The sequence below is a fragment of the Treponema putidum genome, assembly GCF_000755145.1.
Lineage (GTDB): Bacteria > Spirochaetota > Spirochaetia > Treponematales > Treponemataceae > Treponema_B > Treponema_B putidum.
This window is the reverse complement of record NZ_CP009228.1, coordinates 2,318,815-2,344,322: the sequence shown is the minus strand read 5'-3', so window position 1 is coordinate 2,344,322 and position 25,508 is coordinate 2,318,815. Positions and strand designations below refer to the sequence as shown.

The window sequence follows — 25,508 nt, the reverse complement described above, 5'->3', positions numbered from 1 at the left end:
CCTCATTCCTTAATCGCCAAATGCAATTCATCCAGCTGCTTTTGGTCTACTTCGCTGGGGCTGTCGTCCATGGGGCTTACTGCAAAGGAATTTTTAGGGAAGGCGATTACTTCTTTTATCGAGGTTTCGCCTGCCATAATCATCACTATGCGGTCAAGTCCCGGAGCAATGCCGCCATGGGGAGGTGCCCCGTATTTAAAGGCTTCGGTTAAAAAGCCGAACTTCTTTTCAGCTTCGCTTTCATCAAAGCCGACAATCTTAAAGATACGCTTTTGAAGTTCAGGGTTGTGAATTCTTATGGAGCCTGAGGCTACCTCATATCCGTTTAGCACAAGGTCATAGAGGTCTCCTTTTACGGGTTCGGGATTTTCTTCCATTGTTGCAATATATTTTTCTTGAGGAGCCGAGAACATGTGATGGGCCGGATCCCATTTGTTTTCTTCCTCATTCCATTCAAAGAGGGGGAAGTCCACAATCCAAACAAATTTAAATTCGGCAGGGTTTAAAAGGCCTAAGTCTTTTCCGAGCTTGCTTCTGACGGCTCCCAAGGCCGTACAGGCAATCTTGTACTTATCGGCTACAAAAAGAATTAAATCGCCTTTTTCGGCTCCGAGTTTTGAGCAAATTTCCGCTTCCTTTCCTTCAAAGAATTTGGAAATACCGCCTTCAAGCTTTGCACCGCCTTCCGTTACCTTAATCCAAGCCAAGCCCTTAGCCTTGTATATTTTGGCTGCGGCTTCAAGCTCTTCAATTTTTTTGCGGCTATAGGCTTCCGCCTGTCCTTTTACAACCAAGGCCTTGACGGCTCCGCCTGAAGAAATAGCATCTTTAAATACTGCAAAGTTTCCGATTTCGGCCATAAAGGCTGCATCCTGCATCTTCATTTCAAAACGGAGATCGGGCTTATCGGTGCCGTAAACATCGATAGCTTCGTCGTAGCTTATGCGTTCAAAGGTTTTCGGAAGGTCTACATTTATGCTCTTTTTAAAAGCATACTGCATCATCCCTTCGGTTAAGCTTAAAACATCTTCGCGGGAAGCAAAGCTCATTTCAAGGTCGATTTGAGTAAACTCGGGCTGTCTGTCGCCTCGGGCATCCTCGTCGCGGTAGCAGCGTGCAATCTGAAAATATTTATCAAAGCCCGATACCATTAAAATCTGCTTATAAATCTGTGGAGATTGGGGTAGGGCATAGAATTTTCCCGGATAAAGGCGGGAGGGAACCAGATAGTCGCGGGCTCCTTCCGGCGTGGACTTAATAAATGTCGGGGTTTCAATTTCCAAAAATTCTTTTGAAGTTAAAAATTCGCGGACAGCAAAGGCGAATTTTGAACGCAAAATAATATGATCCTGCATAGCCTTTGAGCGCAAGTCCAAATACCTATATTTAAGCCGCAAGTCCTCGTTTGCATTTGTTTTTTCGTCAATCTGAAAAGGAAGCACCTCGCTTTTTGAAAGCACTTCAATCTTTAAGGCCTTAACTTCGATTTCTCCCGTTGCCATTTCCTTGTTTATCATAGAATCGGGGCGCGGCCTTACAAGCCCCTCAACGGCAATACAGAATTCCTGCTTGAGGCTTATAGCAAGAGCTTTTAATTCTTCGCTTGCATCATCGTCCACAACCACCTGAGTCAAACCGTAACGGTCGCGTAAATTTAAAAAAGTAATACCGCCGTGATCCCTTTTTCGGTGAATCCAGCCGTTTAAAACAACAGTTTTTCCTGCAAAATCCTTATTTAAGCCGCCGCAGGTTACGGTTCTTTGCATTTTTTCCATAATTGAATATTATAGTTAAAATACAAAAGCTATGCAAGAGGGAAAAAATCATAAAGATTTTTACTCTTGCAAAAATTTTATGTTTAGTTTATTATGAAAATATTGGAGAGAAGGTAAATGAACTTAAACATATTGATTATTTTATATCTTGTATTTTTTATATTGTTGATAGTCTTTCATTTTATTCCTGTAGTTTTTGGAAAGCACATAGCCGGTAAGGCAAAAGCGATGGGTAATAAATTGATTTCTTTTAAAGGGAAAATATCAAAAAAGCAAAACCTAAGCCTTGCGCTTTTTGCATTTCCCGCAATAACTTTTTCTTATAGTGCTATAAATAAAAATATAATTGTAGGCTTAATCGGTTTATTTTTAAGTATACTAATGCTTATTTATATAATGGCTAAGTATTCAAAAGCAGCCGGTGTTTACGAAAACGGTATTATTTACGGAGACTTTTTGACATGGGATAATATCCATTCTTGGAAGACTGAGAACAACGGAAAAATATCTCTTCTTTTACAAAACGGCTTTAGTATAACTATTGAAGAGGGAATAGATACCGAGGCCTTATCAAAAATTTTGACGGAAAAGCTGGAACAGAAGAGTAAATAATTAAATTATAATAACAAGGAATTTTTATGAAAAAATTTAGTATTTTAGTTTTGGTTGTTATTTTATGTTTAACTTGCACTGGCTGCATAGATATTGTGCAGCATATAACATGTCTGCCTGACGGTTCCGAGCAAAACACAATAAAGATAACGGTTTCTAAACTTATTTTTGAGATGGCAGGAAGTTTATCTAATGAAGATAAAAATTATGAAGAGTTTTTTAATGATAAAGAAATTAAGGAACTCATCGATATTCCTAAGTTAAGCTCTTTTTCGGCAAAACTATCGAAAATAAATGATCCGGTTGATATTGGCTACTTAATAGACATGAATATAAATTACAATGATAAAAATATTCTAAAAAAAATAAATTCCCAAGATGCAATAGATTTTATTCCAAAATATACGGGTGAAAAAGCAATAATTAGTTTGACTTCTTTTTCAGAAAAATCAAATGAAAACCCTACCAAAGATGAGGCAGCTATGGCATTGCTGGCAACAGGAAAATATAGATTATTGATCAGTAAATCCTGTATAAAAAATATCAGTAAGGTAGTTCTTAAAAATGATAAGGAAGAACTTGATTATACATTTTTAGATTTATATGACCAATTTTTAATTGAAATTCCGATAACCATACTTTTTTCCGAAAGGGTAGTTTTGGAAATATATTTTTAAGAGCTGATTTAGGGGGAGTGCCCCCGTTCAGAGCAGGGGTAGCCTCGAAGCTCTGCTGGCTGTAGGTCTTGAAGCTCCGTCGGCTGTAATCCACCTTATAGCTATTCCAATTCAAAAATAACGCTTATTTCGGCAGAAACTTCAATTTGTCCCATGGGAGAAAAATTTCCGCCTGCGGCCTCATCATAGGCTTGTTTCATATTTTGGGCTACGTAATTATCATAATTATACATAGCTGTAGGTTTCTCGCTTATACTGATTATTTTTCCTAGAGAAAGGGGCTTACCGCCGTTGGGGGCAGCCTTACAAAGAAGGATGGCTTTTTCTTCAGCTGCTTTTACGGCCTCAGCCCTTGCCTCATCCATTAGTTTCCTCATATCGGCAACCGAAAAGCCTACATTATAGATTCTATCTACCCCCGTATTTAAAAGGTCGGTTAAAAATACTTCGTAATCTTCAATCTTTGTAAGAAGAACGGCTATGTTTTGTACCACTTCATATCCGTCAAAATATTCATCACCATTGTCTCTATATCTGGATCTAGGGTTAATATTTATGCGTTCAATACTTATATTTTTTTGTTCGATTTTATATTTTTCAAAAAGTTCCTTTAATTTTAAAATTGCCGCATCATTTTTCTTTTTTGCTGCGGATAAGTCCCTATCCTTAGAAAAAACCGAAAACGAAATTGAAACCTGATCAGGAGATTTGGAAATAGAAGATCGTCCTGTAACGCTTATAAAACGCTTTTCGCTTGCTTGAGGACTGCATGCTCCAAATAAAACAAAACCGATGCATAAAACGCCGATAAGTTTTATGCCCTTAATAATAGAATCTTTCATAAAAGCCTCCAAAAAAAATCAAGCACTTACAAAAGCCGAAAAAAGCATTTGTAAGTACAGTAAAACAACAAAATTTTGTATTATAAAGTTACTATTTTTTGTTTATAGTCTTTTAAAATCAATAAAACTATGCTATCATTATTATAGTAGAAAAATTTTTTATGGAGGTAGGATAAACAGCTCGGCAGGAATTCTGCCTCACTGTTTATCTGCGAGTTTTGTGCTTTGCACAAAACCTCGTTTATTGTATGTAGTTTTGCCTTGCAAAACTACTTGAAAAAACTTTTTTCGGAAATTTATATTTCCTGCAAAAAGTTTTTATGGAGGAATTTTATGAAAATAATGATGGTTACAAGCGAGCTTGTTCCTTTTGCGAAAGCAGGGGGCTTGGCTGATGTTGTTACGGCTTTATCAATAGCTCTTGCAAAAAAAGGCCATGATGTTAGAATTGTAATGCCTCGATATTATAAAATTGATCGAAAAAACTTAAAACAAATTCCGGGAGCAATGGCTGTTCATCTTGGCTCTTCTGAAAATTGGGTAGGTGTTTATGAGTCGCACCTGCCTTCTTCAAAGGTAAAAGTTTATTTTATAGACCATGAACAAGCCTTCGGCAGAGAGGGTATTTACGGTTCATCCTTTGAGCCTGATTTTTCCGATAACACAAAAAGATTTTCTCTTTTAGCCCATGCTGCGTTTCAAGTTTGCAGAAAACAAGCCTGGATTCCCGATGTTATACATGCACATGATTGGGCCGCAGGCTTGGTACCCGTGCTTTTACGCTTTACCGAAAAAAATACGGAATTTAAAAATACGGCAAGTGTTTTTACCATTCATAACATAGGTTATCAAGGCATTTATTCTAAACATAGTTTTCCGGATACCGGCCTTTATTGGAGTGATTTTTATGCTACAGGTTTTGAAGATTGGGACAGAATAAACTTTTTAAAAGCAGCTCTTGTTTCCTCAGATATGCTTACAACCGTTTCTCCTTCTTATGCGGAAGAAATTAAACGCCCCGAATTCGGCTTTAGAATGGACGGTATTTTGCGTTACAGAGAAAAAGAACTGACAGGAATTTTAAACGGGGTAGATACCTCAATCTGGAATCCGTCAAAAGATGAATATATTCCATATAGGTATACTTCTAAAACCCTTGAAGAAAAAGAAAAAAATAAGGCCGTTTTACAAGAAAGGTTCGGTCTTGAAATAGATACTTCCGTTCCGGTATTCGGCATGATAAGCCGTTTGGTTGATCAAAAAGGAATTTCAGAACTTTTTGGGCCAATGTACGGCTCGGCATTTAAGATATGCTCGGATATAAAGCTTCAAATGGTTGTTTTAGGTGCAGGGGAATCTTGGTGCGAAAAAGAAATTCAGTTTCTTTCACAAAGGCTGCCTAATTTTAGATGCTATATAGGCTACAATGAAGAATTAAGCCATCTAATTGAAGCCGGAAGTGATTTTTTCCTAATGCCTTCACGATATGAACCATGCGGCCTAAACCAAATGTATTCCCTCCTTTACGGAACCTTGCCCATAGTCCGAAAGACTGGGGGCCTCGCAGACACTGTAGAAAACTATAATGAAGAAACAGGCGAAGGTACGGGGTTTGTGCTTGAATACCTTAGTCCTCAAAGTATTTATGATACGGTAGGCTGGGCAGCTTATGCATGGTACAATAAAAAAGATCATATAAAAAAGATGAGAAGCAAGGCCATGGGTAAAAAGTTCGGATGGAATATAGCTGCGGAAAAATATTTAAAAGTATATGCCGATGCTATTGAAAAAAAAGCTTCTATGCTATAGACTTAAGGGCTTAAGTAATCCTTGCAAAAACTGTTTATAGAGGAGGTAATAGGTTTTTAAAGCCTTATTTCTATGATAAAATATGTAACTTCATTTTTTAGAGCCATTAATGCAAATGCTCATCCCGGTGATATAGCTCATGCCGTCGCCTTAGGCCTTTTTTTGGCAATATTACCTAAAAATAATTTAACATTTACGTTTTTGTTTTTTTGTCTATTTTTATCCGCATAAATAAAGGAGCCTTTTTTATCTCTTTTATTTTATTAGGCTTTGTAACCCCATTTATGGATGTACTAATAAACAATATAGGTTTTTGGGCTGTTCAATTATCATTTTTACGCCCCATCTTTATCGCCTTAGAAAACATACCTTTTGTAGCTCTTTTTAAGCTTTCGAACACAATGGTCTTAGGAGGCATAATTTGGGGACTTATACTGTATATTCCCGTATACATCTTAACAAGAATTATAGTAGCGAAATATAGAAAATATATGCAGCCTGCTGTAAATGTAAAGGGTGTCGGCCTTTTAGGTAAGATACCGCTTCTTCGCCACTTAACAAAAATATCTGATATAAAGGACAATTTTTAATATGACGGATAAAAATAACGAATCATTGCAAAAAGATGAGCTTAAAGCTGCAAAGAAGGCCGCCAAAGAAGCTAAAAAACTTGAAAAGGTAAAAAACTTTTTAAAAAGCGTTATACAAAAAGATCTCTTAATCGAAAAATATATAAAAAGATTTTCATACCGGCAGATAAAGATTTTATCCAAGGTTTTATAGTTTCAAGTATCGATGAAAAAACAAACAAAGAGTATTTCGAATTCGATAAAACAAAGATAAACGATAAGACTCAATTAAAACGAATAAACAAAATAGCTTTGGAAATAGGCAGACAAAAGGGAAGGGTAAATTTTCCGGCAGTGCTAGGTGCTTTGGCCTGCGTTTTTGCCGTTCTATTCTTTGTATATATTTTTAGAAATGTATTGGCAAAAAAAATTGTAGTCGGAGGCTCCGAAGCTGCCTTCGGTGCAAAATGTGAGGTAAGCCTTGTAGACTTCGACTTGTTTAACACTAGGTTTAGAATCCAAGGATATAAGGTTGCAAATAAAAACGAGCCCATGCGCAATTTATTTGAGATCCAAAATATAGACTTTTATTTTAACCTTTTGGAATTAAGCCGCGGAAAATTTGTTGCAGAAAATATGGCGATTGAAGGTTTTACATGGAATACCGAAAGAACAACTTCCGGAGCCTTGCCTCCCAAAAAACAAAAACCTGTTGATCCTAATAAGAAACCGAATCCCGTTACGGAACTTATAAACGCTGAAGTTAAAAAAGTACAATCCCAAATATCAGTTGACAGCGGTTTAAAAGCCGTTCAAGATCAAATAGATCCTAGAAAAATTCTTGAACGCGAAAAAGCCGCTTTTAAAACTCCTGAAATTACCGAGAAAATTATAAATTCCGTAGATCCGATGGCTCAAAAATGGATTAAGACTAAGGACGATGTAGAAAAACAGGTTGTAGATACCGTTGAGTCTGTTCAAAAACTAATGGCCATAGATATAAATAAGATTAATGATGTAAAACAGATTCAAGAGTTGATAGAAATTATTCAAAAAGTAGTTAAAACGGGGCAGGATGATTTTGATTTGGCAAACCGCCTTTTTAATGATGTTCAAAACGATATAAAGGACGTTGACCGGCTGGCACGAGATGCAAGCGAAGCAATTAAAAATGATTTAAACCGCCTAAACAACATTGCAGGGCAAATAAAGTCTATCAATATCGATACCGGAAAAAAACTGGTTGCCGATCTTATAAACACTTTTATAGTAAATACTCTTGGTACATATTATCCTTATTTTGTTCAAGGAATGGAACTTTTACAAAGCTCTCAAAAACAGCCTAAACAAGAAAAAGAACTTACATTGGCTCAAAAATCGAAGGCTATGGAACGCCTTCCCGGCAAAACCTTTATCTTCGGTAAGGATTCGGTTCCGACTTTCTTGATAAGGAATATTTCGCTTTCAGGTCATCATCCTGAAAAGGATGTTTTTGAAATCGGAGGAAGAGCTAAGGCCATAACTAATGATTACGATAAACTCGGTATTCCTCTTACAATTAATTTAAATGCAGCCCACGGAAAATTAAAAGAAACTGCAGAGGGTATAATCGATTTACGTTCTTATACCAATGAGCTCGTCGATACCGATTTTACATTTGAAGGCTTGGATATGGATATTCCTTCGCCGGCAGATGCCGTTCCTTCTCTTACAGGTATCTTAAAAACCGGAGGCGGTGTAAAGGTTTCTAAAGATAAGGATGTAGTTATCAATGCAAATATGGAAATCATGAAAAGCATTCTTACAGTGCAAAAGTTCGAACCGGCCTTTGTTTTTGAAATCTATCAAAACATTTTATCCGATATAAAAAAGATAAACGTAAAAACGACGCTTACAATCAATAAGGGAGAAAGTTTTACCCTTGATGTCGATACGGATGTGGATAATCAAATAGCGGCAGCCTTAAAAAAAGAATTCGCCCGTCAGGTTGAAAAAGTAAAAGCAGAGCTTTTAAAGCAGGGACAAAAATGGCTTAATGAACAAAAAGAAACTTACAAAAAAGAAATCGACACCTTTATGTCGGCAGCAAATAAGGCGAAAAAGCTTCTTGATGATGTAAAAAATTACGAAAAAATCTTAGACAAAAAGAAGGCTGAAGCCGAAAAACGCATAAAAGATATTGCTGCAGGAAAAATACAGGAAGTGCAAAACGAGGTAAAAAAAGAAGCTGAAAACAAGGTAAAAGATCTTTTAAAAGGATTCGGGTTTTAATGTCATTAAACAATAAAGAAATAGATCTAATTCTTGAAGAGCTGAAATTAGAGGGCTATTTTATTCAAAAAATAATTCAGCCATCTTATACAGCCTTGGTCTTTTATCTTTACAAAGATAAACCTCTTACTCTTTTTATTTCTCTTGATGCCGGGGCATGCCGGCTTCATTCTACACGTAAAAAAATTCCTAAATTCGATAAGCCTATGCGTTTTATGGAGCTTTTAAAATCCAGAATCAAGGGCGGGAAAATCCTAAAAGCGGAACAACTAAACGAAGACAGAATTATACGCCTTCATATTGCAAGCGGAGCAGGGGACTTTTTTTTATATTTAAGGCTGTGGAGCGGGGCTGCAAACATCGTTTTAACCGATGAAAATAACCTTATAATCGACGCTTTTTACCGTCGCCCCAAGAAGGGCGAAATCTCAGGCGGAACTTGGCTGACTCCCGAACCTCAAAAAATAAAAAAACAAGATTATTGCGTACGCGAGTATGACAAAACAAAAACTTTTAATGAGGCTGTCGAAGAATGGTATATTAATAATGCTCCAAAGGTTTCAAAAGAAGCCCTGCTGGATGAGGCCGAAAACCTTTACGGAACTAAGATATTAAAAATCGAAAAAGCTCTATCAAAACTTAAAGCAAAAAGGGAAGAATTTTTAAATGCTCAAAGTTTAAAAAATGCAGGAGATTTGCTTTTTTTCAAACCTTCATCTGATAAAAAAGGGAATGAAATTTATAGAACTTGAAGACTATACAAAAAACGGTGCAAAAATAAATATTACTTTGGATCCCCTAAAAACACCCCAAGAAAATGCGAATCTATATTACGAAAAATATAAAAAAGCCGTTTCGGGTTTAGATGCCTTGGAAGAAGATATTATATCGGCCGAAAAAGAAATAGAAAAACTAAAAGAAAAAATAGAAAAAATTAAAACGGAAGAAAACCCTTATTTAATTCAAAAAATCCTTCAAAAAGAAAAAATTCCGGTTCAGCAAAAAGCAAAAAATACGAAAACCGCTCCGGGCTTAAAATTCTTTTCGGAAGGGTGGACTATTTTAGTAGGCCGAACGGCAGCCGAAAATGATGAGCTTCTGCGTCATTTTGTTAAGGGGGCAGACCTTTGGCTTCACATAAGGGATTATGCAGGCGGATATGTTTTTATAAAGGCTAGGGCAGGGAAGAGTATACCTTTGTCTGTTTTGATTAAGGCCGGAAACCTCGCAGTCTTTTATTCAAAGGCGAGAAAAAACGGACAAGCCGATCTATATACCACTCAGGTAAAATATTTACGCAGAGCAAAAAACGCACCCAAAGGAACCGTTCTTCCTACCCATGAAAAAAACCTTTCCATAAAACTGGATGAAAAAATCTTAAAACAATTGGAAGAAGAAAAAATATCGGCTTTATAAATTTTTAAATTCCATTGACGGTTTTGCATTTTTGCTCATTGTCAAAATTCCATAACTTTTATTTGAGCTCATTCTAGGTCTTGAGGCAGAGCCCGGATTTATCAAAAATATTCCGTTTGTTTCTTTAATCAATGGTACATGGGTATGGCCGAAAACAGCAACCGAACAGTCTTGCTGCCGTGCAAAATTTAAAAGAGTATTTAACTCAAAATCTACATAGAACTCATGCCCGTGAGTTAAAAGAATTTTTTTACGGCAAACCTCTAAAAAGATAAATTCAAAAAATTCCAAATATTGTTCGGGATTTTTTTTAAAGCCGAAATCCGCTCCCGTTTTTCCGGCATCTAAATTTAGAACATATTTTTTTGAATCGCAATTTCCCATAACGAGGGCTGCTACAGGAGGCATACATTCCATCAGCTCTTTTTCATATTGTGAAATCGTTATATAATTTAAAAAATCTGCAAGGCCGTCACCTGAAAATAAAACGGCATCGGATTTTTTTCCCTCGCGGCCTAAAATATCGATTATAGTATCTACATTACCGTGTGTGTCCGAAATTAAAATAAGGCGTGCTTTTTCGGCGGATTTTAGTTTTTCAAGAGCTTCAGGAGATGCAAAAATCCCTTTATTAAAGTACTCCAAAGAATTCACCGGTTAAGCACCTCCCTTAAGCTTATCCGGATTTATAATGCCGTCATTTTCCGTTTCATTTTCTCCTGAGTTTTCTTTATCATCCGCCGTTTCCTGACTTTCATCAAAATCCTTATAAATTAAAAGGTATCTATGAGATTGAAGTCCCGTATCGGAATCAGTATACGGTTTAATTGTATAATGATTAGGAAAAAGCTCCTTGCCTAAAATAGTTTGTGCCGTAAAAAAAGCCTGTTGAAATTCCTCTATCGGAAAAATCTTTATGTTTTTGTTATGAGCGTTTATATCCTCACCGGCAAAAATTGCCGCTACAAGTAAGAGCATAACCTCATTATCGCTTATCAAAAAATCCTTTTCCTCATTCATTATCTCTTTAGGAATTTGAAAATCAACTACAATATCCGAGGCAGCCTCCAGTGGGAGAATTTCGTCCATGGGCAAAAGGCTTATTATTGAAAGATTAGGATTATTCTCCGCAGCCTGAATCAGGTAACGGCCTCCGCCTTCAGGTATACCTATAGAAATAAGTATTGTGGTTTTTTGTTCTTCAATCTTTTCGTTAATCATTCTAAGACGGGGCTGTTTAGCCGCTTTTACCATATCGGAATAGGGTAAAACCTGAACATGAGAATCGGTGCTTGCAAGAGCATATTCATTTTCAAGATATTTTAAAATATCTTTACGCTCATAATAATCTTTTCCAAGAACAATGAGTATGTTGTTTTTTATAATCCTTTTAGGCTTTATTTTTTCATAAACAATTTCTTTTTTTTCATTATTGCTGCAAGAAGTAATAGCGGAGACTAAGAAGAGTAAGCTTGTACTTATAAAAATCAAAAAAAATAGAAGTCTTTTTACAATCCCAATTTTCATAAAAAAAGTATACCAAAATTTTAAGATAAAGAAAAGAGGAGATGAAAACTTTTAAAATCATCAATTCTTCAATAAAAACCCATATAAAGTAGACGGAACATACATTATAGGAAGTTTCATAGAGGTATTTTGTGAGTCCATTTAGTCGAGAGTTAGAGTTAGCCATATTTTTTATTAAGATGTATTATTATTTCTACACTATTTAATAATTTAGTATAAAAATGTATACAGGTTTATAAAAATTCTATATCTGTTTTACTATCCAATGCTTTGGATACTTATTTTTTAAGTTTTTATATTTGCTTTCTTTTACTTTTTTATCCTTTTCCAACTGCCAAGAATATACTTGTAAAGGAATAAAATCAGGATATGAATTTACGATATCATTAAGCAGCGGCTCTAAGTCTTTTTTATTGGCTCCAACATTTATCAAAGCTTCTATCATCCATAAGTAAATTAAGGGATGTCCTCCCTTATTAAAGCGTTCTTTATATGTGTTTTCAACCATATTCATATTTGCAAAATCCAGAAAGGGATTTTTTATTGATTGAAGTCCATAATACAAAAATATTCCGTAAATAATATCCCTGTTTTCATTTTTTATATCTGTACTTGCTTGCATTGTTTTATCGATTAATTTGTTTAGCTTTTTACTTGTGTATGGGTTTTCGTTACCGTTAAAAAGCTTATAAAATTCTTCCAAATATTTATCAATGTTATTTTTAGAACTTTTTTTATTGTATTCCGAATCCGTGATTACCCATGCAGGTACAATTGGATAAGGAGAAATAATATCTATTTTTCCGTCACCTACCATATCATATAGGCAGATTTCTTTTCCGTTTACATATTGGGTAACACCTACCAACTTATTTCCCGATACCAAAAATTTCGTATCTTCTTTTGTAATAACTTCCTTATAACCGATCATTTCTTGAAAACCGTCAGGCATTTTTATAAGTTGAACTATACTGATAAAATATCCCGGCGGATTTTTTCGTGTAAAAGCAATTATGTCATCTCCTACTTCAAAAGAATAATTTTGAGAATAAATTCCAAAAACACAAAAAATAAAAAAAATCGATATAAAATATTTACGCATATTTAACCTCCATGCTTTTTTTATCTAATAAGATTTGCTCTAAATGTTTTTCCTTTTAGTTCTTTTAATTCTGCATGAGCAAAATTTCCGATTAAGGATTCGGGAGGATTGCCCTGAATTACGGTCATCTCTCCTTGTTCGGTGTGCCCAAAAAGTTCCGACTTTTCATTCCTTGAATGGGACTCAACCAAGATGTCTACCTTTTTACCGAGCTTTGCCTTCATCTTTTTTGCCGTAATTTTTAGCTGTAAATCAATTACACGGCCCAATCTTTCTATTTTTATTTCTTCAGGAATTCTGTCAGGATAATTAAAAGCCCTTGTTCCTTCACGCGGATTATAATGATACATAAAGGCTGAATCGAATTCTATTTCCTGCATCAAATCCAATGTAGCCTTTACATCATCTTCGGTTTCGCCTGGGAAGCCCATCAAAATATCGGTACTCAAGGCTATATAGGGTATGGTTTCTTTTAGGCGCTTTATTCTGTTCTTATAATGTTCAACCGTGTAAACTCTGTTCATTCTTTTTAAAATTGTATCGGAGCCATGCTGAACCGGAAGATGAACAAGTTTGCAAAGTCTTTTTTCGGCTGCGATTGTGTCGATTAAAGCATCGGACATATCCTTAGGATGACTCGACATAAAGCGTATCCATCTTATCATATCCGTTTTATCCGCTTCTTTTGCTATAAGACTTAAAAGTTTTGGAAAATCGATTACCCTCCCCTCCCCGTCTTCTCCTTTATAGGAATTTACATTTTGGCCGAGCAAGGTAATTTCCCTTACCCCCCTTGATGAAAGCTCGGTAATTTCTTGCAATATTTCATTTACAGGACGCGAAACTTCCCTGCCCCGAACATAGGGCACAATACAATAAGTGCAAAAATTATTGCAGCCATTCATAATGGGCACATAGCTTTGAAAAGATTTCGGCGAATGAGAAAGAGGTGCAAAATAATAACCTGATACCGGTTTTTCTTCGATATTATTATGAGCAAACTCCGCCATGTAGTTGTCATCTTTAAGACGGGCTTTAATTTCATCAAAAATTTGAGGAAGAAGATTGCGTTCAAACATTCCGACAACATAATCTATTAGCGGAAATTCTTTTTGTATTTCGGTATAAAGCCTTTCAGCCATGCAGCCTATTAAGAGGACAAAAAACTTACGCTTTTTTTTCAAACCGGAAAAATGTCCCAATCTGCCGAGAACCCTGTTTTCGGCAGTTATACGCACGGAACAAGTGTTTATTATAAGGAGATCGCAATGTTCGGCATCGGAGGAATTCTTCCAGCCCTTTTCGAGCAAGACCTGTTCCATTGATGAGGATTCAGCTTGATTCATCTGACAGCCGTATGTTTCAAAAAAGTAAGTCATATTTAGCTCAATGTTAGGTTGATGATTATAAGTTAAAATCATAAAAAAGTCTAGCTCTCGTCATATTCATATTCCATAAGTCCTGTCAGTGGGGCTATTTGTAAAATTTAAAAGTTTAATCCCCAATGTTTTGCCGAAAGGCAAAACTCTTTTCAGGGCTCCACTATCGCTTCAGTATCTTTCCGCAGAAATTACTGCGGAAAGATATACAGCAAAAGTAATTTTTATAAATTGCTTTTGCTCCCTTTCAATCGCTGTCCGAAGGGAAAGAATTCTAAAATATGGAAAAGAAAAAGTTGAATCTATTACTATACAGCGGTATTTATCCTCTTCGAATTTTATATTCAATTTGTATCACCTTGTGGTACATCTGGAGAAAGGTTTATCCATGCTGCCTTTCAAGGATAACAACTAAAAAAAATTATATACTTTTCTTTTTTCTTCTCTTTTCTTTTAAATTTCCTTTTTCGAGTAAAAGAGTCTTAGTGGGTATGTCGCAAACTTCAAGGTCTCCAAAATATTGAATGGCTCCGGGGAAACGGTAAACTGTTTCGACAGCCCATTTATCCCTATTTTTTTCGTAAGTTTTAAATGGTTTACCTTTTAAATCGACAACGGATTTTTTTATAACGGGAGTCATTTTACCCTTTCTTCTTTCCATATTCATCATCATGGAAAGAGGAACACCGCAAGGAAGCCAATAATCGACATCATCTGTTAGGTTTCGAACCGAAGCTATATAACCGGAAAAACCGTTAGCGGCCAATAAAAAGGCTGTAAAGCCCAAGGTATAGCAATAATCCGAGTCAAAGTTTGAAGGAAAGGCTGATCGTCCTTCATAGCCGAAAAAGTGAGCATAGGTACTGAATTTGCCTTCAAAACTGTCTTCTTTTTTCATTTCGGTTATTTTTCTGGTAACTAAATTTATCAAAAGCTTTTCAGTTTCGATACGGGAGACTTGAACATTTCCATGAGGGTCTCTGTCCATTAAAAGCTGTAAAGAAATATTTTCAGGGAGGCTGTCAAAAAGAGCAAAGGCTTTTTTTGACAAGTGTTTTTGAAGCCAAGAACGTTTACCCGAAAAAGTTTTTAACTTTGAAAAAGCCGAAGCTTTTTCTGCCATAAGATCGTTTATTTCTTCAATAAGTTCATCCATTTCGGGTATAAATTCTATAATACCTTCAGGAACCAAAACTACCCCGAAATTTTCACCTTTTTTGGATCTTTTTACAATAATATCCACAATATAATCGGTAACTTGTTGTAAGGTAACTTTTTTTTCAGCTAATTCCTCCCCAATCAAACAGACATTAGGCTGAGTCTTTAAAGCACATTCAAGGGCTATGTGACTTGCAGAGCGTCCCATGAGCTTTATAAAATGCCAATATTTACGTGCGGAATTTACGTCGCGGCAAATATTTCCGATTAACTCAGAATATAGTTTTGTTGCAGTATCAAAACCGAAGGAGGTTTCGATATATTCATTTTTTAAGTCTCCATCAATAGTTTTAGGAACACCTATAACCTTAGTGTTTAATTTTGCTTGAATAAAGTATTTTGCTAAAAAAGCGGCATTTGTATTGGAATCATCCCCGCCTATTATGACAAGGGCATCCAGGTTTAATTTTTTTACGTTTTGAATTGAACTTTCAACCTGTTCTTCCGTTTCAATCTTTGTTCTTCCTGAACCGATTATGTCAAAGCCTCCGGTGTTTCTGTACTTATCAATTAAGGATTTTTTTATTTCGATATAACGCCCTTTTACCAAACCCTCAGGACCGCTTAAAAAACCGTAAAGTTTTGAATTAGGACTTCCCTTTTTTAGAGCATCAAAAAGGCCTGAAATTACGTTGTGTCCTCCGGGTGCCTGTCCTCCTGAAAGAATTACACCGAATTTTAAGGGCTTGTGTTCAACTTCAGATTTTCCTTTTACAAATCTGATAATCGGCATTCCATAAGTATGAGGGAATATTTCTTTTAACTCCGCCTGATTAGATTGTGCGTGTGTAGCCTCTCCTATTTCAGGCTTAATCAAACTCAAAGGTTCCTCAAATACTTTTGGGATTTTCGGTTCGTAATGGTAGCGCAATCTCTGCATTGTGGATTCATTCATTTTTTGTTCTCCTTAAAAAAATACTTATCATACATCGTTTGTCTTAAAATTTAATGCGGCCGTTTAAACTTCTTGCAAGGGTTAAACGGTCGGCATATTCCAAATCTCCTCCGACAGGGAGACCTGAGGCAAGCCTCGTTATATTGACAGGTAAGTCCTGCAATATTTTTTGAATATATAGGGCTGTAGTATCACCCTCGATTGTAGGGTTTGTTGCAAGAATAACTTCCGTAATTCCGCCTTCATGAATACGCCTGATAAGCTCGCTTATATGTAATTGGTCGGGGCCTATGCCTTCAAGGGGTGCTATGAGTCCGCCCAGAACATGAAACAAGCCTCGATATTCAGGGATTGACGCAATCGTATTTACATCCTGAGGAAAGCCTACCACACAGATGGTTGCTCTATCCCTTGTTTTATCCGCACAAATGCTACAGATATCCTCCTCGGTATAAGAGCCGCATTCTTTACAAGGATGAATTTTTTCGTGTAAAGTAGAAACAGCTTCTGCCAACCGCATAGCATCAGCCGGCCCTTGCTTTAAAAGATGATAAGCGATACGGGCTGCGCTCTTATGACCGATACCGGGTAGACGGGAAAACGAATCTATAACGGCATCAATAGCATTCATCCTTTAATCCTCTCTTAAAAAGGTAAACCGCCTGCAAGACTTGCAAGGGGCCCGAGTTTATTTTGTAAAAGTTCTTTTAGTTTTGCAACCGCATCATTATGAGCAGCCCTAATTAAATCTTGAAGCATAGGAACATCTCGATTGTCTACAGCTACAGGATCAAGCTCAATGGACTCAACTTCAAAACTGCCTTTTAAACGTATTTTTACAAGTCCTCCGCCTGAAACTCCTTCAACAGCTTCTTGATCAAGGTCAGATTTAATATTAGCAATTTTTTCTTGGATTTCTTTTGCATTTTTCATAATATCAAAGGGATTCAATTTAAACTCCTCATAAAACTTTTTCAAATTAACCTTTTAATAGCTTACCATTTTTTTTGAATAATACAAGAGCATTTATCAACAACAAGCGAAAAAGTAGTCAAAAAAACGTAACGATGACGCTTCCTAATGCTTAAAGTGTCTTACCCCAGTTATCAGCATGGCCATTCCATTTTTATTGCATTCTGCAATGCTCAACTCATCGCGGATTGAGCCGCCGGGCTGGATGACGGCTTTTATGCCGGCCTTGGCCGCTTCTTCGATTGTGTCGGGAAAGGGGAAAAAAGCATCTGAGGCTAGAACAGAGTTTTTAGCTCTTTCGCCGGCTCTTTCGATAGCTTGGCGGGCTGCATCTACTCGGTTGGGCTGACCGCAGCCTATGCCGACTGAGCAAAAGCCTTTTTGGGGATTTGACAGGTCTATCGGGGCAGCGAGCAGGATTGCATTGGACTTAACCATGGTACAAGCTTTCATAGCAAATTTCAAAAGAGCCCTTTCTAAAGGCTCAGCCTTCCTTTCCGCTGCGTCCTTATATTCAGTACCTTCGGGGTCTCCTAAGTCTTTTTCTTGCTTTAAAAAGCCTCCCAAGACAGACTTATATTCATACGGTTCTTTTTCTTGACACATAGGAGCTTCAATTAAGCGTAAGTTTTTTTTGCCGGATAAAAGTTCTTTTGCTTCTTCGGTAAAAATAGGAGCTATGATACATTCAACAAATAAGGTTCCAAGGGCTTCAACCGAAGGCTTATCGAAGGGACGGTTTAAGGCGATTATACTTCCAAAGGCCGAAACGGGATCGCAGTCGATTGCAGCTCTTAAAGCAATAGAAACTTCCGAATCAGGGGAAGAAGATGAAGAGCTTTTTGTAGGCTCTTCATTTATTTCGGCAAGGCCGCAGGGAGTAAGGTGTTTTACCACAACGGCTGCAGGTTTTTTAAACATAGAAACAGCCCTCCATGCAGCGTCGGCATCTAGGATATTGTTATAGGAAAGGGCCTTTCCCTGTAAGACCCTTCCTCCCAAGGGACCGGCCTTAGGCTCATTTGTATAGAGCCAAGCTTTTTGATGAGGGTTTTCCCCATAACGCAAATCCTGTCCGGGATAAGCACACAGGGCAAGAGAGGTCTTTTCTTCCATATTGCGGCTAAGCCGGCTTAGCCCGCTAAGCCAAGAAGTTATTGCAGCATCGTAGCGGGTACAAATATCAAAGGCCTTTATTGCCAATCTTTTGCGTAAAGAAAGAGGAACCTCTCCCGTCTTTTCAATTTCGGAAGAAACTTCGTCATAGTCGGCAGGGTCGCAGATAACCGTAACTCTGGAATAGTTTTTTGCGGCAGCCCTTAAAAGAGCTACACCGCCTATGTCTATGTTTTCAATACAATCGCTTTCAGTAGAATCGGGAGAACTGATAGTTTTTTCAAAGGGGTATAGGTTGGCTATAACAATGTCTATGCCGCTAAAGCCGAGAGATTTTAGCTCTGCTCTATCCTCTTCGGTATCGCGGGCTAAAATACCGCCGTGAATCATAGGATGAAGAGTTTTAACCCTCCCGCCTAAAATTTCAGGAGAAGAGGTGTATTCCGAGACTTCTTTTACTTTAATGCCGGCCTCTTGTAAGGCCTTTGCCGTTCCTCCTGATGCAATAAAATCATAACCTGCCGCTTTTAAGCGGGAGGCAAAATCCTTTAAACCAGTTTTATCAGAAACCGATGCCAATACCAATCCCATAATCTTCCCTCCATAACACGATGTTTTGTGATTTGCACAAAACTCGAAGATAAACATCTCGGCAGAATTTCTGCAGAGATGCTTATCGAACCTCCGATAAAAATCTTAACGTTTTTATGACAAGGGCATGCTCCGCCTCATGCACTCTTTTTTCAAAATCTTCAAGCCTGTCTCCCTGAAAAACCGGCACTTCTTCAGTAAAAATTACCGGCCCCGAATCGACTCCTTCATCCGGAACAAAGTGAGTCATAATTCCGCAGCCTGAGATTTCCCCTTTCATAAAGGCTTCGTACTGCCTCTCGATAGCCTCCGTCCCGGGAAATGTTCCGGGCAGGGCAGGATGAAGATTTATAAGCCTATCCTTAAACGAAGCTATAAAACTGTCAGTTAAAATTCTCATCCAGCCTAATAATAAAACATAATCGGGCTTAAACTCTTTAACTTTTTCGGCAAGGAGAGCATCATATTCATTCCGAGATGAACCTTTTTTAAAGGGACGATAAATAGTTTTTATTCCAGCCCTTTCGGCACGGCTGAGGGCAAGGGCTTCTTTTTTATTTGAAACCACAGCCTCAATCTTATAATCAATGGAGCCGTTTTTTATTCCGTCAATTACAGCTTGAAGATTAGAACCGTTTCCCGAAACCATAACCACAAGTTTTTTTTTCATTCCAAATACCAATTACAAATTATCAATTACTACATTACCGATTATTATCCATTTCTTCCGCAGCAGTGTTTATATTTTTTTCCGCTGCCGCAGGGACAAGGTTCGTTTCTTCCGACCTTGGGAACGGCACGCACCACCTGAGCATTTTCAGGACGGCTTCGTGAAGAAAGGGCTGTGGGACCCATTCCCTGCCCTGCACCCGAAAAACTTCCCATTGAGTTGTGCTGAGCATTTCCCTGAATGGAACGCATTTGGCGCGAAGATGCTTCTTCTTCGGTTCTGATTTGAACCCGAACAAGACGGGATGCTATTTCGATTCTTATATCATCGAGCATGGAATAAAAAATATCGAAGCCTTCAAGTTTGTATTCGGTTAAAGGATTTTTTTGCCCGTAGGAGCGAAGATAAACTGCCTCACGCAAGGACTCCAAATTTTCAAGATGATCGAGCCATTTTTTGTCGATAGCCTGCAAGTATTGATAGCGGATAAACATGTTTAGATTTTCTTTACCTGCAAGAGCTTCTTTTCCTTTAAGCTCCTTTGTAAAATGCTCTACAAATTCGTTTATCTCTTCTTCATGATTCTTTTTATCGATGTTTGCAAAATCTTCTTCGGTCAGAGTATAGGCAAACTTTTCCCTAAAGATATCCTTTATAAGACGTTTTTTCTCTTCTTTTTCTGCCTTTGAGCTTGAACTATACTCATCGAATTTCTCGCTTATAAATTCTTCGAGGGTTGCGTAAATACGCTCGATAAGATTTTCGTCTGCAAGGATTGCATTTCGCTGTTCATAGATAAAGGAGCGCTGTTCGTTTAGTACGTCATCATATTCCAACAAATGTTTTCGAATATCGAAGTTTCGGTTTTCTACCTTTGTCTGAGCCTTTTCGATGCTCTTATTTATCCAAGGATGCTCGATGGGCTCCCCTGCCCTCATTCCTATCTTGGACATAACATTTTTTAAGTTTTCGCCTCCGAAAAGCCTCATAAGGTCATCATCGAGGGAAAGGAAGAATTTGGAGCGTCCAGGGTCTCCTTGACGGCCTGAACGGCCTCGAAGCTGATTATCGATTCGGCGGCTTTCATGACGCTCCGTACCTATTACATAAAGGCCTCCTAGTTCTTTTACCTCATTATAGTCGCTTTGCCATTTTGCATATTCTTCGGCAAGAACTTTTTCATAATAGTCGGGATTGGGATTTGTGCCCGTGCGTTTTTTAGCCCTCATTTCGGGACTTCCGCCCAGCTTAATATCAGTACCTCGTCCCGCCATATTGGTGGCTATGGTAACGGAACCCTTTGCTCCGGCTTCTGCAATTATAAGAGCTTCCCTCTCGTGATTTTTGGCGTTTAAAACCTCATGCCTTACGCCTCTTTTTGTTAAGAGTTTTGAAATAAGCTCCGATTTTTCTATCGAAACCGTGCCTACGAGGACAGGCTGTCCTCTCTTATAAGCCTCGCTTATTTCGGTACAAAGGGCTTCAAACTTATCATTCTCGTTAAGGTAGATTACATCGTGTTCGTCTTTTCGGACAACCGGAAGATTGGTCGGAATAACTACAACATCCAATTTATAAATTTTTGTAAACTCGACGGCTTCCGTATCTGCCGTACCGGTCATACCGGAAAGTTTATCGTACATTCTAAAAAAGTTTTGGAAAGTAATGGTCGCAAGGGTTCTGTTTCTTTGGGCGATTTTAATATGTTCCTTAGCTTCGATAGCCTGATGGAGCCCGTCCGAATAACGGCGTCCTTCTAAAACACGGCCTGTAAACTCGTCTACTATCTGTACCTGACCATCTTGAATAACATAGTCCACATCAATATGAAAAAGAACATGTGCCCTTACCGATTGGGTAAAGTAATGAATATATTCAAAGTTTTCTTCATCAAAAAGGTTTCCGCTTTTGATAAGTCCCTGCTTTTGGAGGATATCCTGAATATGGAGCATACCTGAATCTGTAAAGGAAATTCTCTTACTCTTTTCGTCTATCGTGTAGTCTCCGATAACTTCTTCTCCTTCAAGCTCATTCGGATACTCGCCCGTCTCGGGATTTTTTTCGACTTCTTTTAATTGACCTATGAGGCGGTCAACCTCAAAAAAGCGCATTGTATCGTCTTCGGCAGCCCCCGAAATAATCAAGGGAGTTCTAGCCTCATCTATCAAAATAGAGTCAATTTCGTCTACTATTGCAAAAGAAAATTCTCTTTGGGTCTTGTCCTTGAGCCTCATCTGCATATTGTCGCGGAGGTAATCAAAGCCGAACTCGTTATTGGTACCGTATGTTATATCGCAGTTATATTCTATACGGCGGGCATCGTTTTCCATATTGGAAAGAATGACACCGACACTTACACCGAGATAAGAATAAACGGGTCTCATCCAGTCGGCATCCCGTTCTGCAAGGTAATCGTTTACAGTTACAATATGAACGCCCTTACCTGTAAGGCTGTTTAAGTAGGCAGCGGCAACACTCATAAGGGTCTTACCTTCGCCCGTTTTCATTTCAACAATCTTACCTGAATGGAGAACAAGGGAGCCTAAAATCTGAACATCGTAAGGACGTTCCCCCAATATACGCCTAGCCGCCTCCCTCGCAAGGGCAAAGGCTTCAGGAATAAAAGAATCCAAGGATTCTCCTTTTTGATAGCGTTCTTTAAACTCATTCGTTTTTGCCTTAAACTCTTCCTCAGACAGAGAAAGGGCCCAAGCCTCTTTTTCATTTATCTTGTGTAAAATCGGGAGCATGGCCTTAATATCCCGCTCATGCTTTGAACCGAAAAGAATTTTAATTATAGAATCTAACATATACCTTATAATGTATCAAAATTTAAAGAAAAAGAGAAGAGGGAAATGTATTTACTTAAGGAAACATCGAAAAATTTCAGTTTTTGAGGTTTTCCTTAATTTTATAAAATTTCTTTTTAGGTCTGCTATTTTTTCAAGTAGGCGTAAGAAAATTTTAAAAATAATTATATCCAATTCATCCCAAGCTCCAATATACGAACAGGTATATTCTGCTATAAAAAAGGCAATCCTAAACGGAGAAATAGAAGAAGGAGCTCCCCTCCCCTCTATAAGGACATTGGCAAAGGATTTACAAATTTCAGTTATTACCACCAAGAGAGCCTATGATGAATTGGAAAGAGACGGCTTTATAGACTCGGTTCAAGGAAAGGGTTCCTTTGTGGCCTATCAAAATCCTGAAAGGCTCAAGGAAGCTGGAATATGTATAATCGAAGAAAAGATAACCGAGGCTATAGATGAGGCCAAAAGGTTAAAGATAACGCAAAAAGAATTTTTAGAGATCATAAAGCTTCTTTTTGATGAAGAATAATAACGGGAGAAAATTATGGATTATATTTTAAACATAAAAGACTTAAACAAGAACTATAAAACTTTCCAATGAAACGACGGAGGAGAAATTTTAACAGAAAAAGTCTAAAGTGCATCATCATAAGTACTTTTATTGCAGATCACACCCTGCCTGCACAAAATAGAACCAAACAATATTTAAAATTTGGTCGGATATTTATAACCCCATAAGCGATTTCGTCGAATATCATGGAAACTTTTCGGACAAAGATTTGTTTTTGATTCTTATACACAGGAAACGGCGACTTCTCCAAATGTAAAAGACAGCTTTATACCGTCAGGTTTGGATGTTATGAAAGTCTTAGGGTCTAAAGCTGCCGATAAAATTTTAGCCTCATCGGAATATGAAAAATATCCGGGCTTAAAAGAGAATTTCTACAACCTTCAAATTAGAAGATAAAAAACCTGAATGGTCAAAAAATATTATAATGCCCGCCGAATAAAGAGGCTTATGATTGAGCTGGGTTATCCCTTCTAATCAAAGAGACCGTTTTGCCCATCCCCTAGTTTAGGCGGCTTTAGGCCGAGGTGTTCGTATGCTTTAAGGGTAACCATGCGGCCGCGGGGAGTGCGCTGGAGGAGGCCGGACTGAATAAGATAGGGTTCGTAATAGTCCTCTAAGGTGTCCTGAGACTCGCCTATCGAAATTGCAAGGGTTTCGGCACCGACGGGGCCGCCCGAGTAATTTTCGATAATGGAGCAGAGTATCTGCCTGTCATAGGTTTCAAGGCCTAGACCGTCGATGTTTAGCTGCTTTAGGCCTGCTGCAACCGTCATCTCGTCAATTGAGCTTTTGCCTGCAACTTGGGCAAAGTCCCTCATACGACGCAATAGACGGTTTGCGACCCTCGGTGTACCGCGTGAACATCTGGCGAGGGCAATAGAGGCCTTCTTTTCTATTTTGATTTCAAGGATTGAAGCGGAACGGCTTATAATTGAGGCAAGTTCTTCATGGCTGTAAAATTCAAAACGCTGAACAATACCGAAGCGGCTTATAAGAGGGCTTGAAACCATGCCTGCCCTCGTAGTTGCTCCGACAAGGGTAAAAGGCGGAATCGGAATACGCACGGTGCGGGCTCCCGGCCCCTGCCCTATTATCCAGTCAAGTTCATAGTCTTCCATTGCAATATAGAGCATCTCTTCGATGGCAGGCTTTAAACGGTGAATCTCATCTATAAAGAATACGGAGCGTTCCGTCAAGGTGGTTAAAATTCCTGCGAGATCTTTAGGCTTATCGAGGGCAGGAGCTCCCGTAACCTTAAAGTCTACACCGAGCTCGTTGGCCGTAATTTGGGCAAGGGTGGTTTTTCCCAAGCCCGGCGGGCCTATCAAAAAAAGATGATCTAAGCTTTCTCCCCTTTCGCGGGCAGCCTTTATAAAAACGGAAAGATTCTCTTTTGCTTTTGTCTGACCCTGAAAATCCAAAAGAGATCGGGGACGAAGAGCTCTGTCCTTTTCGTCCCCGGCCTGTTCTTCGGGGCGCACTACCTCAAAATCATCTCTCATAGTTTACTTAAAGAGCTGCCTTAAAGATTGCATAAACATCATCGGCACGAAGTTCTTGAAAGCCGTAGATAACTCCGTTTTTACCTCTGTGCGCGACAGCGGCTTCTGCCATTTCTTTTAAATGCTCCTCGCCTATTCCCACTTCCCTCAGGGTCATAGGAATGCCGAGAGATTTAAAAAAGTTCGAAGTATGCTCTATTGCCTTTTCGGCAGTTTTGTAAACTTCTTCTCCTTTTTGAAGTCCCCAAACATTTATACCGTAATCGGCAATCTTTTTAACGGTTTTATCGTTTAAGCAATGATGCAGCCAATGAGGGGTTAAAATTGCGAGGCCTACTCCGTGAGTAATGTCATAAAAAGCACTCAGCTCATGTTCCATAGGATGAACCGACCAAGCCGTTTTTTTGCCGTCAGTTAAAAGGCCGTTTATAGCCCATGTACCTGCCCACATAAGGTTTGAGCGGGCTTCATAGTTTTCAGGATTCTTAATAGCCAAGGGTCCGTATTCGATACAGGTTTTTAAGATGCTTTCTGCAAACCTGTCTTGAAGATAAGCCCCGTCATCAAGGGTAAAATAAGATTCAAAGGTGTGGCTCATAATATCGGCCGTGCCTGCCGCCGTCTGATTCTTAGGAACCGAATAAGTGTATTCGGGATCGAGAATCGAAAATTTAGGAAGAAGAACCGGAGCAGCGAAGCCCAGCTTTTCTTTCGTTTTAAGGTTTGAAATAACGGCTCCACAGTTCATCTCGGAGCCTGTAGCAGAAAGAGTCAGTACCGTTCCTATCGGGAGTACGTTTTTAATTTCAGCCTTGCCCGTAATCAAGTCCCAAGGGGCACCTGCATAATTTACGCCTGCAGAAACAGCCTTTGAACAGTCGATTGTGCTTCCCCCTCCGACAGGTAGAATAAAATCCAGCTTATGTTCGCGGACTATTTTTATACCCTCTTCAACTTCTTCAATTCGGGGATTAGGCGAAACACCGGAAAGCTCTTTATAAAAGATCCCTGCCTGATCAAATTTTTTGACGATTGTGTCATAAAGCCCCATTCTTTTAATACTTCCGCCGCCGTAACATAGGAGAACCCTTTTTCCGTATTTGAGAATCTCAGGTACGAGGTTCTCAATACTGCCCTTACCGAATAAAATTTTAACCGGTACATCAAATTCAAAATTATACATA

General features: G+C 38.3%; 19 protein-coding genes and 3 pseudogenes. 8 read left to right on the top strand and 14 right to left on the bottom strand.

What is annotated here, in order from left to right; genetic code table 11:
* Positions 1-2: 2 nt before the first annotated feature.
* Complete coding sequence (aspS, locus tag JO40_RS10785; RefSeq protein ID WP_044979812.1) at positions 3-1,766, bottom strand: aspartate--tRNA ligase; 1,764 nt, start codon at positions 1,764-1,766, stop codon at positions 3-5.
* Between the two features lie 126 nt (positions 1,767-1,892).
* Between aspS and JO40_RS10780 the strand changes: the two genes are divergently transcribed.
* Positions 1,893-2,387: a hypothetical protein gene (locus tag JO40_RS10780; protein ID WP_044979338.1), complete on the top strand. Its 495-nt coding sequence runs from the start codon at positions 1,893-1,895 to the stop codon at positions 2,385-2,387.
* 26 nt (positions 2,388-2,413) lie between these two features.
* The gene (locus JO40_RS10775) at positions 2,414-3,064 is read left to right on the top strand and encodes a hypothetical protein (protein ID WP_044979337.1); all 651 of its coding nucleotides are present in this window, start codon (positions 2,414-2,416) and stop codon (positions 3,062-3,064) included.
* A gap of 101 nt (positions 3,065-3,165) precedes the next feature.
* On the opposite strand, the gene JO40_RS10770 is transcribed toward JO40_RS10775, so the two are convergent.
* Positions 3,166-3,906: an SIMPL domain-containing protein gene (locus tag JO40_RS10770; protein WP_044979336.1), complete on the bottom strand. Its 741-nt coding sequence runs from the start codon at positions 3,904-3,906 to the stop codon at positions 3,166-3,168.
* A 333-nt stretch (positions 3,907-4,239) separates the two neighbouring features.
* Between JO40_RS10770 and glgA the strand changes: the two genes are divergently transcribed.
* The 4 genes and pseudogenes from glgA to JO40_RS10745 all read left to right on the top strand — a co-directional run bounded on the left by glgA (position 4,240) and on the right by JO40_RS10745 (position 9,971).
* Positions 4,240-5,715, top strand: coding sequence for a glycogen synthase GlgA (gene glgA / locus JO40_RS10760; RefSeq protein ID WP_044979334.1), 1,476 nt, complete (start codon positions 4,240-4,242; stop codon positions 5,713-5,715).
* Between the two features lie 72 nt (positions 5,716-5,787).
* Positions 5,788-6,305, top strand: a pseudogene (locus JO40_RS10755) (DUF2062 domain-containing protein).
* A 1-nt stretch (position 6,306) separates the two neighbouring features.
* Positions 6,307-8,555: pseudogene (locus tag JO40_RS10750) on the top strand (TIGR03545 family protein).
* Positions 8,555-9,971 (top strand): annotated as a pseudogene (locus tag JO40_RS10745) (NFACT RNA binding domain-containing protein). Before JO40_RS10750 ends, JO40_RS10745 begins: the two co-directional pseudogenes overlap by 1 nt.
* Here the strand turns inward: JO40_RS10745 and JO40_RS10740 are convergent.
* The 10 genes from JO40_RS10740 to secA form a co-directional block, all read right to left on the bottom strand.
* Complete coding sequence (locus tag JO40_RS10740; protein WP_044979333.1) at positions 9,966-10,625, bottom strand: metallophosphoesterase; 660 nt, start codon at positions 10,623-10,625, stop codon at positions 9,966-9,968. The pseudogene JO40_RS10745 and the gene JO40_RS10740 sit on opposite strands and share 6 nt — an antisense overlap.
* A 3-nt stretch (positions 10,626-10,628) precedes the next feature.
* Positions 10,629-11,486 carry a hypothetical protein gene (locus JO40_RS10735; protein WP_044979811.1) on the bottom strand — a complete coding sequence of 286 codons (858 nt, stop codon included), beginning with the start codon at positions 11,484-11,486 and terminating at the stop codon, positions 10,629-10,631.
* A 256-nt stretch (positions 11,487-11,742) separates the two neighbouring features.
* On the bottom strand, positions 11,743-12,600 hold the full coding sequence (locus tag JO40_RS10730) for a hypothetical protein (protein WP_044979332.1): 858 nt from the start codon (positions 12,598-12,600) through the stop codon (positions 11,743-11,745).
* Positions 12,601-12,620: 20 nt separating this feature from the next.
* Positions 12,621-13,979, bottom strand: coding sequence for a tRNA (N6-isopentenyl adenosine(37)-C2)-methylthiotransferase MiaB (miaB, locus tag JO40_RS10725; protein ID WP_044979331.1), 1,359 nt, complete (start codon positions 13,977-13,979; stop codon positions 12,621-12,623).
* Positions 13,980-14,400: 421 nt separating this feature from the next.
* Positions 14,401-16,092, bottom strand: a complete 1,692-nt coding sequence (locus tag JO40_RS10720; protein ID WP_044979330.1) for a diphosphate--fructose-6-phosphate 1-phosphotransferase — start codon at positions 16,090-16,092, stop codon at positions 14,401-14,403.
* A gap of 43 nt (positions 16,093-16,135) precedes the next feature.
* Positions 16,136-16,723, bottom strand: coding sequence for a recombination mediator RecR (gene recR / locus JO40_RS10715; protein ID WP_044979329.1), 588 nt, complete (start codon positions 16,721-16,723; stop codon positions 16,136-16,138).
* A gap of 14 nt (positions 16,724-16,737) precedes the next feature.
* Positions 16,738-17,043, bottom strand: coding sequence for a YbaB/EbfC family nucleoid-associated protein (locus JO40_RS10710; protein ID WP_084224541.1), 306 nt, complete (start codon positions 17,041-17,043; stop codon positions 16,738-16,740).
* Positions 17,044-17,169: 126 nt separating this feature from the next.
* Positions 17,170-18,771: a bifunctional phosphoribosylaminoimidazolecarboxamide formyltransferase/IMP cyclohydrolase gene (purH, locus tag JO40_RS10705; RefSeq protein WP_044979328.1), complete on the bottom strand. Its 1,602-nt coding sequence runs from the start codon at positions 18,769-18,771 to the stop codon at positions 17,170-17,172.
* Between the two features lie 82 nt (positions 18,772-18,853).
* Positions 18,854-19,441, bottom strand: a complete 588-nt coding sequence (purN, locus tag JO40_RS10700; protein ID WP_044979327.1) for a phosphoribosylglycinamide formyltransferase — start codon at positions 19,439-19,441, stop codon at positions 18,854-18,856.
* A 44-nt stretch (positions 19,442-19,485) separates the two neighbouring features.
* Entirely contained in the window at positions 19,486-22,251 is a 2,766-nt protein-coding gene (gene secA / locus JO40_RS10695) for a preprotein translocase subunit SecA (RefSeq protein WP_044979326.1), read from the bottom strand.
* Between secA and JO40_RS10690 the strand changes: the two genes are divergently transcribed.
* Both JO40_RS10690 and JO40_RS15365 read left to right on the top strand, forming a co-directional pair.
* Positions 22,190-22,780 carry a GntR family transcriptional regulator gene (locus JO40_RS10690; protein ID WP_338065257.1) on the top strand — a complete coding sequence of 197 codons (591 nt, stop codon included), beginning with the start codon at positions 22,190-22,192 and terminating at the stop codon, positions 22,778-22,780. The two genes, secA and JO40_RS10690, sit on opposite strands and share 62 nt — an antisense overlap.
* A 222-nt stretch (positions 22,781-23,002) precedes the next feature.
* Entirely contained in the window at positions 23,003-23,218 is a 216-nt protein-coding gene (locus tag JO40_RS15365; protein WP_084224540.1) for a DUF3160 domain-containing protein, read from the top strand.
* A gap of 74 nt (positions 23,219-23,292) precedes the next feature.
* Here the strand turns inward: JO40_RS15365 and ruvB are convergent, their stop codons facing one another.
* Both ruvB and JO40_RS10680 read right to left on the bottom strand, forming a co-directional pair.
* Positions 23,293-24,324, bottom strand: coding sequence for a Holliday junction branch migration DNA helicase RuvB (gene ruvB / locus JO40_RS10685; protein WP_044979325.1), 1,032 nt, complete (start codon positions 24,322-24,324; stop codon positions 23,293-23,295).
* Positions 24,325-24,331: 7 nt separating this feature from the next.
* Positions 24,332-25,507: an iron-containing alcohol dehydrogenase gene (locus JO40_RS10680; protein WP_044979324.1), complete on the bottom strand. Its 1,176-nt coding sequence runs from the start codon at positions 25,505-25,507 to the stop codon at positions 24,332-24,334.
* Position 25,508 lies beyond the last annotated feature (1 nt).

Coding starts and splice junctions, on each gene's coding strand:
- aspS (WP_044979812.1), bottom strand. CDS start 1,766: ATGCAAAGAACCGTAACCTGCGGCGGCTTAAATAAGGATTTTGCAGGA.
- JO40_RS10780 (WP_044979338.1), top strand. CDS start 1,893: ATGAACTTAAACATATTGATTATTTTATATCTTGTATTTTTTATATTG.
- JO40_RS10775 (WP_044979337.1), top strand. CDS start 2,414: ATGAAAAAATTTAGTATTTTAGTTTTGGTTGTTATTTTATGTTTAACT.
- JO40_RS10770 (WP_044979336.1), bottom strand. CDS start 3,906: ATGAAAGATTCTATTATTAAGGGCATAAAACTTATCGGCGTTTTATGC.
- glgA (WP_044979334.1), top strand. CDS start 4,240: ATGAAAATAATGATGGTTACAAGCGAGCTTGTTCCTTTTGCGAAAGCA.
- JO40_RS10730 (WP_044979332.1), bottom strand. CDS start 12,600: ATGCGTAAATATTTTATATCGATTTTTTTTATTTTTTGTGTTTTTGGA.
- miaB (WP_044979331.1), bottom strand. CDS start 13,979: ATGACTTACTTTTTTGAAACATACGGCTGTCAGATGAATCAAGCTGAA.
- JO40_RS10720 (WP_044979330.1), bottom strand. CDS start 16,092: ATGAATGAATCCACAATGCAGAGATTGCGCTACCATTACGAACCGAAA.
- recR (WP_044979329.1), bottom strand. CDS start 16,723: ATGAATGCTATTGATGCCGTTATAGATTCGTTTTCCCGTCTACCCGGT.
- purH (WP_044979328.1), bottom strand. CDS start 18,771: ATGGGATTGGTATTGGCATCGGTTTCTGATAAAACTGGTTTAAAGGAT.
- purN (WP_044979327.1), bottom strand. CDS start 19,441: ATGAAAAAAAAACTTGTGGTTATGGTTTCGGGAAACGGTTCTAATCTT.
- JO40_RS10690 (WP_338065257.1), top strand. CDS start 22,190: ATGGCCTTAATATCCCGCTCATGCTTTGAACCGAAAAGAATTTTAATT.
- secA (WP_044979326.1), bottom strand. CDS start 22,251: ATGTTAGATTCTATAATTAAAATTCTTTTCGGTTCAAAGCATGAGCGG.
- ruvB (WP_044979325.1), bottom strand. CDS start 24,324: ATGAGAGATGATTTTGAGGTAGTGCGCCCCGAAGAACAGGCCGGGGAC.
- JO40_RS10680 (WP_044979324.1), bottom strand. CDS start 25,507: ATGTATAATTTTGAATTTGATGTACCGGTTAAAATTTTATTCGGTAAG.